The following is a 16,970-nucleotide window of genomic DNA, read 5'->3' as shown; positions in this document are numbered from 1 at the left end:
TCATCCTCCACCAAGATCGCCTGGTGGCAACAAGCGAAGAGCTTGCAGGATGAGAAAAGCACGAAAAAAGCGTGCTATAATATTTGACTCAACACTAAAGCAGTCTCGTGTGAGACTGCTTTAGTGTTGATAGTTATCCAACTATCAATCGGCTGTTCTTTAAAAATTCATAGAGTCGAAATCAGCGTTGCTGACGGAAAGAGATTTCAATCTCACCGTGCCGTCAGCAACATTTTGATTGCGTCAAAACGAATGAAACTTTGTTTTATTCAAGTAATGACGAATCTTTCTCTGACAGCAATGTCAAAGAATCATTCACATTACGGCATAACGCGCGAGGTGAAAGACCTCGCAAGTCCTTGAAAGAAAACGGCGAAATCTCGCAAGAGAGATCAAAGTTATAGGGTCAAGTGACTAAGAGCATGTGGTGGATGCCTTGGCGATGATAGGCGACGAAAGACGTGATAGCCTGCGATAAGCTTCGGGGAGCTGGCAAATAAGCTTTGATCCGGAGATTTCTGAATGGGGAAACCCACCCGCAAGGGTATCGCATACTGAATACATAGGTATGCGAGGCGAACCTGGAGAACTGAAACATCTAAGTACCCAGAGGAAAAGACATCAACCGAGATTCCGAAAGTAGTGGCGAGCGAAATCGGAACAGCCTTCTAGTGATAGTCAGACGGTTAACAAAACGGAATGGAAAGTCCGGCCATAGTAGGTGATAGCCCTGTATGTGAAAACCGACTGGTGGTACTGAGCTAGAGAAAAGTAGGGCGGGGCACGAGAAACCCTGTCTGAATATGGGGGGACCATCCTCCAAGGCTAAATACTCATCATCGACCGATAGTGAACCAGTACCGTGAGGGAAAGGCGAAAAGAACCCCGGGAGGGAGTGAAATAGATCCTGAAACCGCATGCTTACAAAAAGTAGGAGCCCGCAAGGGTGACTGCGTACCTTTGTATAATGGGTCAGCGACTTACATTCAGTGGCAAGGTTAACCGAATAGGGGAGCCGTAGAGAAATCGAGTCCGAATAGGGCGTCCAGTCGCTGGGTGTAGACCCGAAACCAAGTGATCTATCCATGGCCAGGATGAAGGTGCCGTAACAGGTACTGGAGGTCCGAACCGACTAGTGTTGCAAAACTAGCGGATGAGCTGTGGATAGGGGTGAAAGGCTAAACAAACTTGGAAATAGCTGGTTCTCTCCGAAAACTATTTAGGTAGTGCCTCAAGTATTACCTGCGGGGGTAGAGCACTGTTTAGGCTAGGGGGTCATGGCGACTTACCAAACCTATGCAAACTCCGAATACCGCAGAGTACAGCTTGGGAGACAGAGCACCGGGTGCTAACGTCCGGACTCAAGAGGGAAACAACCCAGACCGCCAGCTAAGGTCCCTAAAATTGGCTAAGTGGGAAACGAAGTGGGAAGGCTAAAACAGTCAGGATGTTGGCTTAGAAGCAGCCATCATTTAAAGAAAGCGTAATAGCTCACTGATCGAGTCGTCCTGCGCGGAAGATGTAACGGGGCTAAGCCAGTTACCGAAGCTGCGGATTTGCAATTTATTGCAAGTGGTAGGAGAGCGTTCTGTAAGCCTGTGAAGGTGCCTGGTAACGGGTGCTGGAGGTATCAGAAGTGCGAATGCTGACATGAGTAGCGTTAAAGGGGGTGAAAAGCCCCCTCGCCGTAAGCGCAAGGTTTCCTACGCAACGTTCATCGGCGTAGGGTGAGTCGGCCCCTAAGGCGAGGCAGAGATGCGTAGCTGATGGGAAACAGGTCAATATTCCTGTACCGATGTGTAGTGCGATGTGGGGACGGAGAAGGTTAGCTCAGCCAACTGTTGGATATGTTGGTTCAAGCCTGTAGTCGTGCCTGGTAGGCAAATCCGCCGGGCTTAGATGAGGGTGATAACGAGTCTGCTTGCAGACGAAGTGAGTGATACCCTGCTTCCAGGAAAAGCCACTAAGCTTCAGCTACACACGACCGTACCGCAAACCGACACTGGTGCGCGAGATGAGTATTCTAAGGCGCTTGAGAGAACTCTGGAGAAGGAACTCGGCAAATTGATACCGTAACTTCGGGAGAAGGTATGCCGCAAGTAGGTGAACTTGTACAAAGGGAGCCCAAAGCGGTTGCAAAAAATCGGTGGCTGCGACTGTTTAATAAAAACACAGCACTCTGCAAACACGAAAGTGGACGTATAGGGTGTGACGCCTGCCCGGTGCTGGAAGATTAAATGATGGGGTGCAAGCTCTTGATTGAAGTCCCAGTAAACGGCGGCCGTAACTATAACGGTCCTAAGGTAGCGAAATTCCTTGTCGGGTAAGTTCCGACCTGCACGAATGGCGTAACGATGGCCACACTGTCTCCTCCAGAGACTCAGCGAAGTTGAAATGTTTGTGATGATGCAATCTCCCGCGGAAAGACGGAAAGACCCCATGAACCTTTACTGTAGCTTTGTATTGGATTTTGAACGGATCTGTGTAGGATAGGTGGGAGGCTTTGAAGTGAGGACGCTAGTTCTCATGGAGCCGACGTTGAAATACCACCCTGGTGCGTTTGAGGTTCTAACCCAGGTCCCTTATCGGGATCGGGGACAGTGCATGGTAGGCAGTTTGACTGGGGCGGTCTCCTCCCAAAGCGTAACGGAGGAGTTCGAAGGTACGCTAGTTACGGTCGGACATCGTGACGATAGTGCAATGGCATAAGCGTGCTTAACTGCGAGACTGACAAGTCGAGCAGATGCGAAAGCAGGACATAGTGATCCGGTGGTTCTGTATGGAAGGGCCATCGCTCAACGGATAAAAGGTACTCTGGGGATAACAGGCTGATACCGCCCAAGAGTTCATATCGACGGCGGTGTTTGGCACCTCGATGTCGGCTCATCTCATCCTGGGGCTGTAGTCGGTCCCAAGGGTATGGCTGTTCGCCATTTAAAGAGGTACGTGAGCTGGGTTTAAAACGTCGTGAGACAGTTTGGTCCCTATCTTCCGTGGGCGCTGCAGATTTGAGGAAGCCTGCTCCTAGTACGAGAGGACCGGAGTGGACACACCTCTGGTGTATCGGTTGTCACGCCAGTGGCATTGCCGAGTAGCTAAGTGTGGAAGAGATAACCGCTGAAAGCATCTAAGCGGGAAACTCGTTTCAAGATGAGATCTGCCGGGGCCTTGAGCCCCCTGAAGAGTCGTTCAAGACCAGGACGTTGATAGGCTGGGTGTGGAAGCGCAGTAATGCGTTAAGCTAACCAGTACTAATTGCTCGTGAGGCTTGACCCTATAACTTTGATGACGTTGATCATCAAGGTGGTTATGCCAAGTAAGGCGCAGTCAAAATACAAAGCTGATTACAGACTCTATGAATTCGTTGTGTTGCTCACAAGAGCAGCATGACAACAAGTTATGCCTGATGACCATAGCAAGTTGGTACCACTCCTTCCCATCCCGAACAGGACAGTGAAACGACTTTGCGCCGATGATAGTGCGGGTTCCCGTGTGAAAGTAGGTCATCGTCAGGCTCTTACAGCCCAAGAAACCCCGTAGCCCAAAGCTACGGGGTTTTTTGCATTGGGGTGCAGGAAACGGGGAAACAGGCAGAACAGCCAAAACGGACAGCTCAACGGAACACCCGAAAACGGACAACCCAAAAAAGAGAGCGCTGACGCGCTCTCTTTTTATTCCTGAATGCGCAATGCTTCAAAGCGGCAGGCATTCGCCCTGTACAAAGACCTTGAGTTCGCCCGACTGGATTGAGGTCCAGGTCTCATTCTTGGTCAATGGCGCCGTGACGATGATGGCCACGCGGTCCTGGGGTGTGGTTTCCCGGGCGAAGTCCACGGCCAGATCTTCATCCGACAGATGGGCCTGGGCAAAGGGGTGGCGTCGTTCGATATAGCACAGGTGCGTGGTGGCATGGGACCACAGCGCTTCGCCGTTGGACAGCAGGAAATTGAAGGTTCCATGCGGCGAGATGTGCCTGGCCAGTTCGCGCAGCGTGTGCGTGAGTTCCTGCACGCTGGGCAGGCCGGCATGCGACTTCCACAGTTCCTGGAGAATCCAGCAGAAGGCCTGTTCGCTGTCGGTGTTTCCCACCGGGTGGAAGTGGGCATGCAGCTTGGGTGCAAAGCCCTTGAGATCCCCGTTGTGGGCGAAGACCCAGTTGCGGCCCCACAGTTCACGCACGAAAGGGTGGCAGTTCTGCAGGCTTACCGCGCCCTGCGTGGCCTTGCGGATGTGGGCGATGACGTTGCGGCTCTTGATCGGGTACTCGCGTATCAGCTTGGCGATGGGTGAGTCGATGGCGCGCTCATAGCCCACGAAGTGGCGCAGGCCCTTGTCCTCGAAGAAGGCGATGCCCCAGCCGTCCGTATGGTCGCCGGTATTGCCCGCGCGCTGGGTGAACCCCGAAAAGCTGAAGCGCACGTCGGTGGGCGTGTTGCAGTTCATTCCAAGCAGCTGGCACATGGCGGTATCGTTGTTTGCGTAGTTCAAGCCATAGCCTAACGCCTTGCGCAGCAGCTGCAAGCACAATGCGGTGCAACGGCAAAAAAACGGAACAAACCCATGCCCATCCTCTGTCTGCATACGGCGCACAGCAACGCCGTGATCTTCAAGCAGGCTGCTGCCGAACTGGGCTGGCCGGCCCACTCAATCGTTCATCAGGTGCATGAGGAACTGTTGTTGGAGGCGGAGGCTGCTGGCGGCATGGATGCGGCGCTTCGGCGGAAAACAGCAGGGCAGCTTGATGCGCTGGCAGACCCTGCCGATATCGATGCCGTGCTGCTGACCTGTTCGACCCTGGGTCCGGCCGTGGCGGATTGCCTCAGTGACAAGGTCTGGCGTGCCGATGGCATGCTGGCCCGCAAGGTGGCTGCTGCCTTGCAGAGAGATCCCCAGTCACGCATTGCACTGCTGTGTGCTGCTCCCACGACGTATGAAGCCACGCGCGATCTGTTCATGCAAGCGTTGCTGCCTGGCGATGCACATCTGCGCCTGCAGCTGCAGTGTGTCGAAGGCGCATGGGCGCTTTTCCGTAGAGGCGATCTCTCTGGCTACCAGGCACGGATGACCGATGCCGCTTTTCAAGCCTATGCGGCCGGCGCCGCCCAGGTGGTTTTGACCCAGGTTTCCATGGATGGGGTTGCCAGGTACTGGCAGGCCAGAGACTCCCATCCTGTGCCGTGGACCGTGGCTGCCAGTGCGCTGCAGGCACTTGGAGAAATGCGCAAATAAAGCTGCAGCTTCATGGAAAAAGGCAGCCGAAGCTGCCTTTTGCATGCGTTGGAGGAAAAGTCCTCAGCTGCGCTCGGACCAGAGCTTGCCGCCCGTGGCCCAGTTTTCGCGCTTGATGTCGGTGATCAGGATGTCCACCGATTCGGGCGAGCCACCGAGGACTTCGACCGAGACGCGCGTGATCTCTTCGACCAGCTTGCGCTTTTGTTCGACGGTGCGGCCTTCCATCATTTCGACGTGGTACGTGGGCATGTCAATCTCCTCAGGGATCAAGTTCTAGGGGGTTGGGTCGGCGACATCATATCGGCCGACGCGGGCGGTCGAGGCTTGTCGGTGCCAAGTGCGCAGGCGGGACACAGGCAGGCCTTGTTGCGCAGGGGCTCCGAAATGCGGGCCAATGCATCGGGTGCCACCGGCGTGTCCATGCACCAGCAGTTCAGCGGATCCACGCCCGCAAGAATGGCGCACTGATTGCTGCGGCCGCACAGCGGACACAGGCTGGCATCGGGGGGATGGGCACTCATCGTGGTTCTGAGTGTAGATCCATGAAAAAAGCACCTCAGGCAAGCCTGGGTGCTTTTTCAAGCGCCGGGCGCCGCCCGCGTCAGGCGGCGGCCTTGACCTTCAGGCGCCAGGCATGCAGCAGGGGCTCGGTGTAGCCGCTGGGTTGCTCCTTGCCCTTGAAGACCAGGTCACAGGCGGCCTGGTAGGCCATCGAGGTGTCGAAGTGGCCGGCCATGGGCTTGTACAGCGCATCGCCCGCGTTCTGCTGGTCGACCACGGCGGCCATGCGCTCGAAGGTCTCGCGCACCTGCGCCTCGGTCACGATGCCGTGCTGCAGCCAGTTGGCGATGTGCTGGCTGGAGATGCGCAGCGTGGCGCGGTCTTCCATCAGGCCCACGTTGTGGATGTCGGGCACCTTGGAGCAGCCCACGCCCTGGTCCACCCAGCGCACCACATAGCCGAGGATGCCCTGGACGTTGTTGTCCAGCTCCTGCTGCTTTTCAGCCGCGCTCCACTTGTCTTCCTTGACCACGGGCACCTGCAGCAGGTCGGCCAGGATGTTGGCGCGCTCGGCGTCGGCATTGGTCTGCTCCAGCTGCTTTTGCACCTCGGCCACGTTGACCTGGTGGTAGTGCAGGGCGTGCAGCGTGGCGGCCGTGGGCGAGGGCACCCAGGCGGTATTGGCGCCGGCCTTGGGGTGGCCGATCTTTTGCTCCAGCATGGCCTTCATCAGGTCGGGCATGGCCCACATGCCCTTGCCGATCTGCGCCTTGCCGCGCAGGCCCAGGCCCAGGCCCACGAGCACGTTGCTGCGCTCATAGGCGGCCAGCCAGGCGCTTCCCTTCATGTCGGCCTTGCGGACCATGGGGCCGGCATACATGGCGGTGTGCATTTCGTCGCCCGTGCGGTCCAGGAAGCCGGTGTTGATGAAGGCCACGCGCGATGCGGCAGCGGCGATGCAGGCCTTGAGGTTGACGCTGGTGCGGCGCTCCTCGTCCATGATGCCCAGCTTGACGGTGTTCTCGGGCAGGCCGAGCACCTTTTCCACGCGGCCGAACAGCTCGCTGGCGAAGGCGGCTTCCGCAGGGCCGTGCATCTTGGGCTTGACGATGTAGACGCTGCCCGTGCGCGAGTTGCGGATGCCGTTGGCGCCCAGACCCTTGATGTCATGGACGGCGATGGCCGTGGTGACCATGGCGTCCAGGATGCCTTCGGGGATTTCCTTGCCGTTGCCCCAGAGGATGGCCGGGTTGGTCATCAGGTGGCCGACGTTGCGAACGAACATCAGCGAACGGCCATGCAGCCTGACGGGCTTGCCGTCGGCGCCGGTGTACTCGCGGTCTGCATTCAGGCCGCGCGTCATGCTCTTTCCGCCCTTGTCGAAGGTCTCGGTCAGCGTGCCCTTGAGGATGCCCAGCCAGTTGGCATAGCCCACCACCTTGTCCTCGGCATCCACGGCCGCCACGGAGTCTTCCAGGTCCAGGATGGTGGACAGGGCGGCTTCGACCACCACGTCGGCCACGCCGGCGGCATCGGTCTGGCCGATGGCCGTGGTCTTGTCGATGCGGATGTCGATATGCAGGCCGTTGTTGAGCAGCAGCACGGAAGAGGGCGCTGCGGCATCACCCTGGTAGCCCACAAACTGGGCGGTGTTCTTCAGGCCCGTGGTGCCGCCGTTCTTGAGCGCGACGACCAGCTGGCCAGCTTCCACGCGATAGCCGGCGGCATCCTTGTGCGAGCCCGAGGCCAGCGGGGCGGCCTGGTCCAGGAAATCACGTGCGAAGGCGATGACCTTGGCGCCGCGCACGGGGTTGTAGCCCTTGCCCTTTTCCGCGCCGCCGTCTTCGCCGATGGCGTCCGTGCCGTACAGCGCGTCATACAGCGAACCCCAGCGCGCGTTGGCGGCGTTGAGCGCATAGCGGGCGTTGAGAATGGGCACGACCAGCTGGGGGCCGGCCTGGATGGCCAGTTCCGCATCCACGTTGGTGGTGGTCGCCTTGGCATCCTTGGGCTGTTCGACCAGATAGCCGATCTGCGTCAGGAACTGCTGGTAGCCGGCCATGTCGGTGATGGGGCCGGGATGGGCCTTGTGCCAGGTGTCCAGCTCGGCCTGCAGGCGGTCGCGTTCGGCCAGCAGGGCAGCATTGCGGGGGGCGAGGTCGTTGACGATCTCGTCGAAGCCTTTCCAGAATGCCTCGGGCGCGACACCCGTGCCCGGGAGCACTTGTTCATTGATGAAGCGGTGCAGCTCTGTGGCCACCTGCAGGCTGTGGGCTTGGGTGCGATCGGTCATGGTGGGAACCCCGGTTGGATGGATGGAAAGACTGGCCTGGACCCTTTACGGGCCTGACTATAAGGAATACTTTATTAGATTTATTTGCGTACATAAATAGACCATAAATCTTAAAACTCGTGACTTTTACGCAAAAATGTGGGAAGGTTATGCGCCTGCCAAAACCATCGGAAATTGGCATGCAGCCCGGTGCGAAGGGCAAATAGCAGACAGCCAGTGCCTACTGCGCAAAAAGGCGGACCCCAGGAGACAGGCATGCATGCGCATGCCCCACAAGAACACGGAAAAGAAACGGACAGCAGTCATGGACAAGCTCAAGGCATTCGAGTCATTCGTATCGGTGGCCACGCGCGGCAGCCTCACGGCAGCGGCCAAGGCGGAAGGCGTGGCGCCAGCCATCATGGGGCGGCGACTGGATGCCTTGGAAGAGCACCTGGGCGTCAAGCTCATGGTGCGGACCACACGCCGCATCTCGCTCACGCACGAGGGCAGCGCTTTTCTCGAGGATTGCCAGCGCCTCTTGTCCGATGTGTCCAACGCCGAGGCCAGCGTCAGTGCGGGCGGGGTCAAGGCCACAGGACATCTGCGCATCACGGCGCCGGCAGGCTTTGGTCGGCGGCATGTGGCGCCTCTGGTGCCGCGTTTTCGGGACCTGCACCCCGATGTGACGATTTCCCTGAATCTGAGCGACCGCGTGGTCGATCTGGCCGGTGAGGGCTTTGACTGCGCGGTGCGGGTAGGCGACTTGCCCGACTCGGCCCTGGTCAGCGTGCGCATCGCCGACAACCGGCGCCAGTGCGTGGCCACGCCCTCCTATCTGGAGCGCCGCGGCACGCCGCGCCACCCGAGCGAGCTGACCCAGCATGACTGCCTGACGCTGTCCAGCGATGCCTCGCAGACGCGCGGCTGGGCCTTCCGCATTCCGCACCCGGACAGCGGTACCAGCGAAGTCGTGCATTTCAAGCCGGGCGGTCCGCTGGACTGCTCCGACGGCCAGGTGCTGCACGACTGGTGCCTGGGCGGCTGGGGCATTGCCTGGCGCAGCACCTGGGAGGTGGAGGCCGAGATCGCCGCCGGGCGCCTGGTGGCGGTGCTGGAGGAATTTGCGGCCCCACCGAACGGCATCTTCGTGGTCTTTCCCCAGCGCAAGCACATGCCGCTGCGCGTGCGGCTGTGGATCGACTATCTCAAGCACCATTACGAGCAGCCGGAATTCTGGCGTCGAACCCACGCGGCCTGAGCGGGCCGCCCAGCAAGGAGGAATGAGCATGGCAGTGTCGATCGCGAAGAAAGCGATATCCGCAACGCAGGCCGCGCCCCCCGCAAGGCGGCGCTGGATGTGCATGGCGCTGGGCGCCGCCTGCCTGGGGATGGTGGCGGGCTGTGCCGTCCAGGGGCCGGGGCAGGGCCGGCCGGACGGGATGCGGCAGGGCGCGGTGCCTGCCGGCATCGTGAGCGTGACCTTTGACGATCCCTCGCGGTTCGATGCCGGGCGCAATGGAACCCAGGAGTCCGAGAAGGCGCGCCGCGCCTGGGTCGATGCGCTGGCCCAGTTCCTGGCCGAGCGTGCCGCGCCCAGGCTGTCCCAGGGCCAGCGGCTTGAAGTCCACCTCACCGATGTGCAGCGTGCCGGCAGTTTCGAGCCCTGGCGCGGACCCCAGGCCGCCGATGTGCGCATCGTCCGCGATATCTATCCGCCGCGCATCGACCTGCGTTTCAAGCTGCTGGATGCCGACGGAAAGCTGCTGCACGAGGGCAGCCGCCAACTGCGCGATGCGACCTTCATGATGCGCCCCGACCTGTATCCCAACGATCCCCTGCGCTACGAGAAGACGCTGCTGGATGACTGGTTGCGCGCGGAACTGCCGAAGTAACGACGCAAGAGCCGGCGCGACGGGAGGACCGCAGTGGTCTACCGATTGCCTCGGGCATCCCGATGGCGGTCGCCGTTTCTGGCGTAATGCAGCATGGCCCAAGAGGCTCAATTTCTATACGGATTCCCCATGACGATAGAAGCCATTCTGGCCAGCCTTCACCTGCTGGCCATCCTCACCTTCGTGGTGTTCCTGTCCAGCCAGGCGGCGCTGTGCCGCAGCGAGTGGATGAGTGCCGCCGTGGTCCAGCGCCTGGCGCGGCTGGACATGATCTACGGGCTGGCGGTGGTGTTCCTGGTGCTCACCGGCATTGCGCGCCTGGTGTGGGGCGTCAAGGGCATGTCCTGGTACGTCTCGCAGCCACTGTTTCATCTGAAGATGACTTTGTTCGTGGTCGGCGCCGTGTTGTCGATCAAGCCCACGCTGGCCTTCCGCCGCTGGCGCCGCGCGCTGGATGCCGGCCAGGGACTGCCCCAGCCTGCCGAGGTGGCCAGCACGCGCCGCTGGGTGATGTGGCAGGCGCATGTGGTGCCTGTGATCGCGGTGGTGGCGGTGTTCTGGGCGCGGGGCATGTAGGCCCGGTTTTCCTGTCTGGCGGCATGGGGCGGGCCTGCCACGTAGAATCCGCCGATGCTCTCCGTCAAACAGGAACTGCTCGCGGCTCTGGCCGGCGAGCTTGAAACTTTGTCGCCCGGCGCCGGTGCCCGTGCCGCTTTCGAATCCCCCAAGGTGGCTGCCCATGGCGATTTCGCCTGCACGGCCGCCATGCAGCTGGCCAAGCCACTCAAGCTCAATCCGCGCGCGCTCGGTGAACAGCTCAAGGCTGCGCTGGAGGCCACGCCGGCTTTCCAGCGCTGGGTCGATGCCATCGAGATCGCCGGCCCCGGCTTTCTGAACATCCGTCTCAAGCCCGCCGCCAAGCAGCAGATCATCCGCGAAGTGCTGGGACAGGCCGAGAAATTCGGCTGGCAGGCCGACCGTGGCGCCAAGATGCTGGTCGAGTTCGTCTCCGCCAACCCCACCGGCCCGCTGCACGTGGGCCATGGCCGCCAGGCCGCGCTGGGCGATGCCATCTGCAACCTCTATGCCACCCAGGGCTGGGGCGTGCACCGCGAGTTCTACTACAACGATGCGGGCGTGCAGATCGACACGCTGACCAAGAGCACGCAGCTGCGCGCCAAGGGCTTCAAGCCCGGCGACGAATGCTGGCCCATCGATCCTGAGAATCCGGAAAGCAAGGCCTTCTACAACGGCTCCTACATCCAGGACATCGCAGACGATTTCAAGGCCTGCAAGACCGTCAAGGCCGATGACCGCGAATTCACGGCCAACGGCGATGTCGAGGACTACGACAACATCCGCCAGTTCGCCGTCGCCTATCTGCGCAACGAGCAGGACAAGGACCTGCAGGCCTTCAACCTGCACTTTGACGAGTACTACCTCGAATCCAGCCTCTACACCAACGGCCATGTCGAGGACGCGGTGCAGCGCCTGATCGCGGGCGGGCACACCTACGAACTCGACGGCGCGCTCTGGCTCAAGTCCACCGACTACGGTGACGACAAGGACCGCGTGATGCGCAAGCAGGACGGCAACTACACGTACTTCGTGCCCGATGTCGCCTACCACATCCAGAAGTTCAAGCGCGGCTACTCCAAGGTCGTCAACATCCAGGGCACGGACCACCACGGCACCATCGCACGCGTGCGCGCCGGCCTGCAGGCCGCCGACGTGGGCATTCCGGCCGGCTATCCCGACTATGTGCTGCACACCATGGTGCGGGTGGTGCGCGGCGGCGAGGAAGTCAAGATCAGCAAGCGCGCCGGCTCCTACGTCACGCTGCGCGACCTGATCGAGTGGACCAGCAAGGATGCGGTGCGCTTCTTCCTGCTGTCCCGCAAGCCCGACACCGAGTACACCTTCGACGTGGACCTGGCCGTGGCCCAGAACAATGACAACCCCGTGTACTACGTGCAGTACGCCCATGCGCGCATCTGCTCGGTGCTGGCAGCCTGGGGCGGCGATGCGGACACGCTCAAGGACGTGGACCTGTCGGCGCTGGAAGGCCCGCAGGCCCAGGCGCTGATGCTGCAGCTGGCCAAGTACCCGGCCATGCTGACTTCGGCCGCAGAAGGCAATGCGCCCCACGACGTGACCTTCTACCTGCGTGAACTGGCCTCGCTGTACCACAGCTACTACGACGCGGAACGCATCCTGGTGGACGATGAAAAGGTCAAGCTCGCCCGCCTGGCGCTGATCTCGGCCACGCGCCAGGTATTGCACAATGGCCTGGCAGTGCTGGGCGTCTCGGCCCCGCAACGCATGTAACTTCGAGCGACAAGCCATCTATGAAGACACAGCAACGTGGGGGCACCGTCATCGGTCTCATCATCGGCATGATCGTCGGGCTGGCAGCAGCCCTGGCCGTCGCCGTCTATGTGACCAAGGTGCCCGTGCCCTTTCTCTCCAAGGGCGGCAAGACGGCCGACCAGGACGCGGCAGAGGCCCAGCGCAACAAGAACTGGGACCCCAACGCACCGCTGCAGGGCAAGAACCCGGCGCCGCCACCACCGGCTGCCGTCACGCCCAGCCTCCCCGGCAGCACCACGCCAGCAGCGCCCACCCCGCCCGCCGTGGCCGGCGGCGTGACGCCGCCGCCCGCGCCCGTGGACCCGGCCAAGCCGCCCGCCAAGCCCGACACCAAGGCCGATGGCAAGACCTCCGCCGACCCGCTGGGTGATCTGGTGAAGGCGCGTTCCGCCGCTGCCGAGAAGACGGAAAAGGCCGAGGCTGCCTTCAACTACTTCGTGCAGGCCGGCGCCTTCCGCAGCCAGGGCGATGCCGATGCGCAGCGGGCCAAGCTGGCCATGCTGGGATGGGAGGCGCGCGTGAGCGAGCGAGAGCAAAACGGCATCACCATCTTCCGCGTGCGCGTGGGTCCGTTCACCAAGCGCGACGATGCCGAGCAACTCAAGCAAAAGCTCGATGGCGCCGGGGTCGAGTCCACGCTGGTGCGCGCCGCACGCTGAAACAGCGTTGAGCAAGAGCGCTGAACTTTTTGGCAAACCCCAGCCTCCTAATCTGCAGCATTGAACGAGGAGTTTGTTTTGATGAATCGCCGCGACTTTTCCCTGGCTGCCTCGGCAGCCGCTGCCAGCGCGCTGACGCTGGGCACCTCCGCCGCACAGGCCCAGGCGGCAGCGCCCAAGGAGGGCAAGGACTACATCAAGCTGGCCAAGCCCGCACCCACCAGCGCCGGCGCCGGCAAGGTCGAGGTGGTCGAGTTCTTCTGGTACAGCTGCCCGCACTGCAATGCATTCGAGCCCACCTTTGCCGCCTGGAAGAACCAGGCGCCGGCCGACGTGGTCGTGCACCGCGTGCCCGTGGCATTCAACGCCAGCTTCGTGCCCCAGCAAAAGCTGTACTACGCCTTTGAAGGCATGAACCTGCTGGACACCATGCATGCGCGCGCCTTCCACGCCATCCATGTGGAACGCAACCGCCTGGCCAAGGACGACGAGATCTTCGCCTGGGTGGGCAAGCAGGGCGTGGACGTGGCCAAGTTCAAGGAGGTCTACAACTCCTTCACGGTCTCCAACCAGGTGCGCAAGGCCACCCAGCTGCAGCAGGACTATGACGTGGAAGGCGTGCCGGCCATGGGCGTGGCGGGCCGCTACTACACCGATGGCACCAAGGCCGGGAACATGACCAATGTGCTGCGCGTGGTCGATCAGCTGATCGCCACCAGCCGCAAGGGCTGAGGTCCGGGCCACGGCCCAGACCAACCGTGACAGGCCCGCCATTGAGCGGGCCTGTCGCTTTTGGAAACCTCTTTTTGTGCCTTCGTGTCAGCGCTTTGCCCCCCGGGTTGAAAGACGCCAGGAACGGTTGCGCGCGACACCCCCTACAATGGATGCAAGAAGCGTGCCCTCCATGAAACAACGACTTTCCCCCCTCCTGCTCGCAGCCGCCCTGGCGGCTTTCGCCGGTTTGGCCCAGGCCGAAAAGGCCGACAGCACCAAGCCCATGAACATCGAGGCTGACGCGCTGCGCCATGACGAACTCAAGCAGACCAGCGTCTTCACCGGCAACGTGGTGATGACCAAGGGCACCATCGTGCTGCGCGGTGCCCAGCTCGACGTGCGCCAGGACCCCGAAGGCTTTCAGTACGGCGTGGTCACGGCCGAAGCGGGCAAGCGCGCCTTCTTCCGCCAAAAGCGCGACACCGTTCCCGGCCAGCCCGAGGAATTCGTGGAAGGCGAGGGCGAGGTCATCGAATACGACGGCAAGGCCGATCTCGTGAAGTTCATCCGCCGCGGCGAACTGCGGCGCTATCGCGGCGGCCAGCTCAGCGACGAGATCACGGGCTCCATCATCGTCTACAACAACCTCACCGACGTGTTCACCGTCGATGGGCAAAAGACCAGCGGCGGCCAGCCCAGCTCCACCGCCGGCCAGGGCGGGCGCGTGCGCGCCGTGCTGGCGCCCAAGGAGGGCACACCGGGCTCGCAGCCGCGCGCTCCCGCCGCAGGCGCGCCGGGCACATCCCTGCAGCCCAGCAACACCCTGGACAGCCTTGGTGGTACCAAGCGATGAGTACCGAGGCCTCAGCCCCCGCTGCCCACGCTTCCTCCCCACGCGCCGAACAGGGCAGCAGCCTGCAGGCGCGCCATCTGGCCAAGTCCTACGGCAGCCGCAAGGTGGTCAAGGACGTGTCGCTGTCCGTGAAGAAGGGCGAGGTCGTGGGCCTGCTGGGCCCCAATGGCGCGGGCAAGACCACCTCGTTCTACATGATCGTGGGCCTGGTGCGCAGCGACGGCGGCGACATCTTCATCGACGGACAGGCCGTGGGAAACATGCCCATCCACCAGCGCTCGCGCCTGGGCCTGTCCTACCTGCCGCAAGAGGCATCGATCTTTCGCAAGCTCAGCGTCGAGGACAACGTGCGCGCCGTGCTGGAGCTGCAAAGGGATGAGCAGGGCCGGCCGCTGGCGCGCAGCGTCATCGAGGAGCGCCTGACGGCGCTGCTGCAGGAGCTGCGCGTGGACCATCTGCGCGCATCGCCCGCGCTGGCGCTGTCGGGCGGCGAACGCCGTCGCGTCGAGATTGCACGTGCCCTGGCCACGCAGCCGCGTTTCATCCTGCTGGACGAGCCCTTCGCCGGCATCGACCCCATCGCCGTGATCGAGATCCAGCGCATCATCGGCTTTCTCAAGGCGCGCGGCATCGGCGTGCTCATCACCGACCACAACGTGCGCGAGACGCTGGGCATCTGCGACCATGCCTTCATCATCAGCGACGGCCATGTGCTGGCCCAAGGCACACCCGAGGAGATCGTGGACAACGCCGAAGTGCGGCGCGTCTACCTCGGCGAACACTTCCGGATGTAGCGCCATGCCCTGCCTGGCCCGTCTGCGAGATTGCCTGCGCGAAGGAGCTGCCGCTTGAAGCCCGGACTGTCGCTGCGCGTCTCCCAGCATCTTTCGCTCACCCCGCAACTGCAGCAGTCGATACAGCTGCTGCAGCTGTCCACGCTGGAGCTGGCGCAGGAAGTGGAGCAGATGCTGGGCGACAACCCCTTCCTGGAGCTGGCGAACGACGACGGCGACCACGAAGCGGCAAGCAGCGCCCCGGAGCCTGCGGCGCCCGGCGCCGACGCCGCGGACTCCTTCCAGGAAAGCCGTGCGGACCAGCCATCGGCTGCGGTGGAATGGGAGGCGCCGTCGGACACATCCTCCGGCGATGCCGTCGAGACCTCCGGCACGGCCGAGTCCCTGAGCTGGGAAGGCGATGGCCAGACCAACTCGGGCAACGACGACCGCGACTGGGGCAGCGATGCGCCTTCCAGCCGCACGCGCGGCCAGGGTGACGATGACGAGACCGATGCCACCGAGCTGGCACGCAGCGCAGAAAGCCTGACCGACCATCTGCACCGCCAGGCCCTGAGCCTGCGCCTGGGCGAGGTGGATCGTGCCGCGCTGCGCTTTCTGATCGAGAACCTCAACGACGACGGCTACCTGGAAGACCCGCTCGACGAGCTGGCACAGGGCCTGGCGGGCGACGACCTGGAGGAGTGCGAGGAACTGGTGCACCGCTTCACCGTGGCGCTGCGCCTGTTGCAAAGCCTGGAGCCGGTGGGCGTGGGCGCGCGCGACCTGGCCGAATGCCTGACGCTGCAGCTGCGCGACCAACTGGCCGATGCCGAGCGCGAAGGCGACGGCAGTGCCGAGGACGAGGATCGGCAGGCCGTGCTGCGCACCGCGCTGGACATCTGCGCCCAGCCCATGGACCTGCTGGCGCGGCGTGACCTGCGCAAGCTCGCCAGCCTGTGCGGCGCGCGCGAGGAGCGGCTGCGCGAGGCGATGGTCCTGATCGCCCGGCTGGAGCCGCGCCCGGGCCGGCGCTTCGCCGACGTGCAGCGCCAGATCGTCGTGCCCGATGTCATCGTGCGCCCGGTGCGCATGGGTGCGGGACGCATGGAGTTCAGCGTGCAACTCAACCCCGATGTCATGCCCAAGCTGCGCGTGCACGACATCTATGCCAGCGCGCTGCGCAGCCACCGGGGCAGCGAAGGCCATGCGGCGTTGCAGCAGCGGCTGCAGGAGGCGCGCTGGTTCATCAAGAACATCCAGCAGCGCTTCGACACCATCCTGCGCGTGTCGCAGGCCATCGTGGAGCGCCAGAAGAACTTCTTCGTGCATGGCGAGCTGGCCATGCGCCCGCTGGTGCTGCGCGACATTGCCGATGCGCTGGGCCTGCATGAATCCACCATCAGCCGCGTGACCACGGCCAAGTACATGGCCACGCCGCAGGGCACCTACGAACTCAAGTATTTCTTCGGCTCGGGCCTGGGCACCGAGGCGGGCGGCAACGCGTCGAGCACGGCCGTGCGCGCGCTCATCAAGCAGTTCGTCGCAGCCGAGGACCCCAGGAAGCCGCTGTCGGACAACCAGCTCGCCGACATGCTCAAGGAGCAGGGCATCGAATGCGCGCGGCGCACGGTGGCCAAGTACCGCGAGCTGCTCAAGATCCCGCCGACCACGCTGCGCAAGGCGCTGTAGCCGCGCAGG

General features: G+C 62.3%; 14 protein-coding genes, 1 tRNA gene and 2 rRNA genes (1 of these 17 cut by a window edge). 13 read left to right on the top strand and 4 right to left on the bottom strand.

Going from position 1 to position 16,970, the window contains the following annotated elements; translation table 11 throughout:
• From ACRSCF_RS30315 to rrf, 3 genes are all read left to right on the top strand, one after another.
• Window positions 1-13, top strand: a tRNA-Ala gene (locus ACRSCF_RS30315) (it extends 63 nt beyond the left edge of the window).
• A gap of 391 nt (window positions 14-404) precedes the next feature.
• Window positions 405-3,276: ribosomal RNA gene (locus ACRSCF_RS30310) — 23S ribosomal RNA — on the top strand.
• Between the two features lie 126 nt (window positions 3,277-3,402).
• Window positions 3,403-3,515: ribosomal RNA gene (gene rrf, locus ACRSCF_RS30305) — 5S ribosomal RNA — on the top strand.
• Between the two features lie 178 nt (window positions 3,516-3,693).
• Here the strand turns inward: rrf and ACRSCF_RS30300 are convergent.
• Window positions 3,694-4,461, bottom strand: coding sequence for a class II glutamine amidotransferase (locus ACRSCF_RS30300; RefSeq protein ID WP_034367720.1), 768 nt, complete (start codon window positions 4,459-4,461; stop codon window positions 3,694-3,696).
• A gap of 99 nt (window positions 4,462-4,560) precedes the next feature.
• On the opposite strand from ACRSCF_RS30300, the gene ACRSCF_RS30295 reads away from it, so the two are divergent.
• On the top strand, window positions 4,561-5,229 hold the full coding sequence (locus ACRSCF_RS30295) for a hypothetical protein (RefSeq protein ID WP_034367715.1): 669 nt from the start codon (window positions 4,561-4,563) through the stop codon (window positions 5,227-5,229).
• 63 nt (window positions 5,230-5,292) lie between these two features.
• Here ACRSCF_RS30295 and ACRSCF_RS30290 read toward each other — a convergent pair whose 3' ends face one another.
• From ACRSCF_RS30290 to ACRSCF_RS30280, 3 genes are all read right to left on the bottom strand, one after another.
• Entirely contained in the window at window positions 5,293-5,481 is a 189-nt protein-coding gene (locus ACRSCF_RS30290; RefSeq protein WP_012202595.1) for a 4-oxalocrotonate tautomerase, read from the bottom strand.
• Between the two features lie 17 nt (window positions 5,482-5,498).
• Window positions 5,499-5,753: a cysteine-rich CWC family protein gene (locus ACRSCF_RS30285; RefSeq protein WP_080945418.1), complete on the bottom strand. Its 255-nt coding sequence runs from the start codon at window positions 5,751-5,753 to the stop codon at window positions 5,499-5,501.
• A gap of 80 nt (window positions 5,754-5,833) precedes the next feature.
• Window positions 5,834-8,026 carry a malate synthase G gene (locus ACRSCF_RS30280; protein ID WP_047327966.1) on the bottom strand — a complete coding sequence of 731 codons (2,193 nt, stop codon included), beginning with the start codon at window positions 8,024-8,026 and terminating at the stop codon, window positions 5,834-5,836.
• A gap of 304 nt (window positions 8,027-8,330) precedes the next feature.
• Here ACRSCF_RS30280 and ACRSCF_RS30275 point away from each other — a divergent pair, with 304 nt between their 5' ends.
• The 9 genes from ACRSCF_RS30275 (at window position 8,331) to ACRSCF_RS30235 (ending at window position 16,961) form a co-directional block, all read left to right on the top strand.
• Window positions 8,331-9,266 (top strand): LysR family transcriptional regulator, encoded by a 936-nt coding sequence (locus ACRSCF_RS30275; protein WP_026062476.1) that lies wholly within the window; start codon window positions 8,331-8,333, stop codon window positions 9,264-9,266.
• Between the two features lie 28 nt (window positions 9,267-9,294).
• A complete protein-coding gene (locus ACRSCF_RS30270) occupies window positions 9,295-9,900 on the top strand; it encodes a DUF3016 domain-containing protein (RefSeq protein WP_082254195.1) in 606 nt (201 codons plus the stop codon).
• 129 nt (window positions 9,901-10,029) lie between these two features.
• On the top strand, window positions 10,030-10,476 hold the full coding sequence (locus ACRSCF_RS30265) for a DUF2214 family protein (protein ID WP_016450692.1): 447 nt from the start codon (window positions 10,030-10,032) through the stop codon (window positions 10,474-10,476).
• 54 nt (window positions 10,477-10,530) lie between these two features.
• Window positions 10,531-12,228, top strand: a complete 1,698-nt coding sequence (gene argS / locus ACRSCF_RS30260) for an arginine--tRNA ligase (RefSeq protein WP_016450693.1) — start codon at window positions 10,531-10,533, stop codon at window positions 12,226-12,228.
• A gap of 20 nt (window positions 12,229-12,248) precedes the next feature.
• The gene (locus ACRSCF_RS30255; RefSeq protein ID WP_070080759.1) at window positions 12,249-12,929 is read left to right on the top strand and encodes an SPOR domain-containing protein; all 681 of its coding nucleotides are present in this window, start codon (window positions 12,249-12,251) and stop codon (window positions 12,927-12,929) included.
• Window positions 12,930-13,010: 81 nt separating this feature from the next.
• Window positions 13,011-13,661, top strand: coding sequence for a thiol:disulfide interchange protein DsbA/DsbL (locus ACRSCF_RS30250; RefSeq protein ID WP_016450695.1), 651 nt, complete (start codon window positions 13,011-13,013; stop codon window positions 13,659-13,661).
• Between the two features lie 172 nt (window positions 13,662-13,833).
• Window positions 13,834-14,496, top strand: a complete 663-nt coding sequence (gene lptA, locus ACRSCF_RS30245) for a lipopolysaccharide transport periplasmic protein LptA (RefSeq protein WP_016454602.1) — start codon at window positions 13,834-13,836, stop codon at window positions 14,494-14,496.
• A complete protein-coding gene (gene lptB / locus ACRSCF_RS30240) occupies window positions 14,493-15,290 on the top strand; it encodes an LPS export ABC transporter ATP-binding protein (protein WP_016450697.1) in 798 nt (265 codons plus the stop codon). The genes lptA and lptB overlap by 4 nt, the downstream gene beginning before the upstream one ends.
• 54 nt (window positions 15,291-15,344) lie before the next feature.
• Complete coding sequence (locus ACRSCF_RS30235) at window positions 15,345-16,961, top strand: RNA polymerase factor sigma-54 (RefSeq protein WP_016454603.1); 1,617 nt, start codon at window positions 15,345-15,347, stop codon at window positions 16,959-16,961.
• The last annotated feature ends 9 nt before the right edge of the window (window positions 16,962-16,970 follow it).

Origin of the sequence: Delftia sp. 11MD, assembly GCF_050907895.1 — a bacterium.
GTDB lineage: Bacteria > Pseudomonadota > Gammaproteobacteria > Burkholderiales > Burkholderiaceae_C > Comamonas > Comamonas tsuruhatensis.
Note: the sequence above shows the minus strand (reverse complement) of the source record. Positions and strands in the feature narration are given on the sequence as shown.

Coding starts and splice junctions, on each gene's coding strand:
- ACRSCF_RS30255 (WP_070080759.1), top strand. CDS start 12,249: ATGAAGACACAGCAACGTGGGGGCACCGTCATCGGTCTCATCATCGGC.
- ACRSCF_RS30275 (WP_026062476.1), top strand. CDS start 8,331: ATGGACAAGCTCAAGGCATTCGAGTCATTCGTATCGGTGGCCACGCGC.
- ACRSCF_RS30250 (WP_016450695.1), top strand. CDS start 13,011: ATGAATCGCCGCGACTTTTCCCTGGCTGCCTCGGCAGCCGCTGCCAGC.
- ACRSCF_RS30280 (WP_047327966.1), bottom strand. CDS start 8,026: ATGACCGATCGCACCCAAGCCCACAGCCTGCAGGTGGCCACAGAGCTG.
- ACRSCF_RS30300 (WP_034367720.1), bottom strand. CDS start 4,461: ATGTGCCAGCTGCTTGGAATGAACTGCAACACGCCCACCGACGTGCGC.
- lptB (WP_016450697.1), top strand. CDS start 14,493: ATGAGTACCGAGGCCTCAGCCCCCGCTGCCCACGCTTCCTCCCCACGC.
- ACRSCF_RS30270 (WP_082254195.1), top strand. CDS start 9,295: ATGGCAGTGTCGATCGCGAAGAAAGCGATATCCGCAACGCAGGCCGCG.
- ACRSCF_RS30285 (WP_080945418.1), bottom strand. CDS start 5,753: ATGAGTGCCCATCCCCCCGATGCCAGCCTGTGTCCGCTGTGCGGCCGC.
- argS (WP_016450693.1), top strand. CDS start 10,531: ATGCTCTCCGTCAAACAGGAACTGCTCGCGGCTCTGGCCGGCGAGCTT.
- lptA (WP_016454602.1), top strand. CDS start 13,834: ATGAAACAACGACTTTCCCCCCTCCTGCTCGCAGCCGCCCTGGCGGCT.
- ACRSCF_RS30290 (WP_012202595.1), bottom strand. CDS start 5,481: ATGCCCACGTACCACGTCGAAATGATGGAAGGCCGCACCGTCGAACAA.
- ACRSCF_RS30265 (WP_016450692.1), top strand. CDS start 10,030: ATGACGATAGAAGCCATTCTGGCCAGCCTTCACCTGCTGGCCATCCTC.
- ACRSCF_RS30295 (WP_034367715.1), top strand. CDS start 4,561: ATGCCCATCCTCTGTCTGCATACGGCGCACAGCAACGCCGTGATCTTC.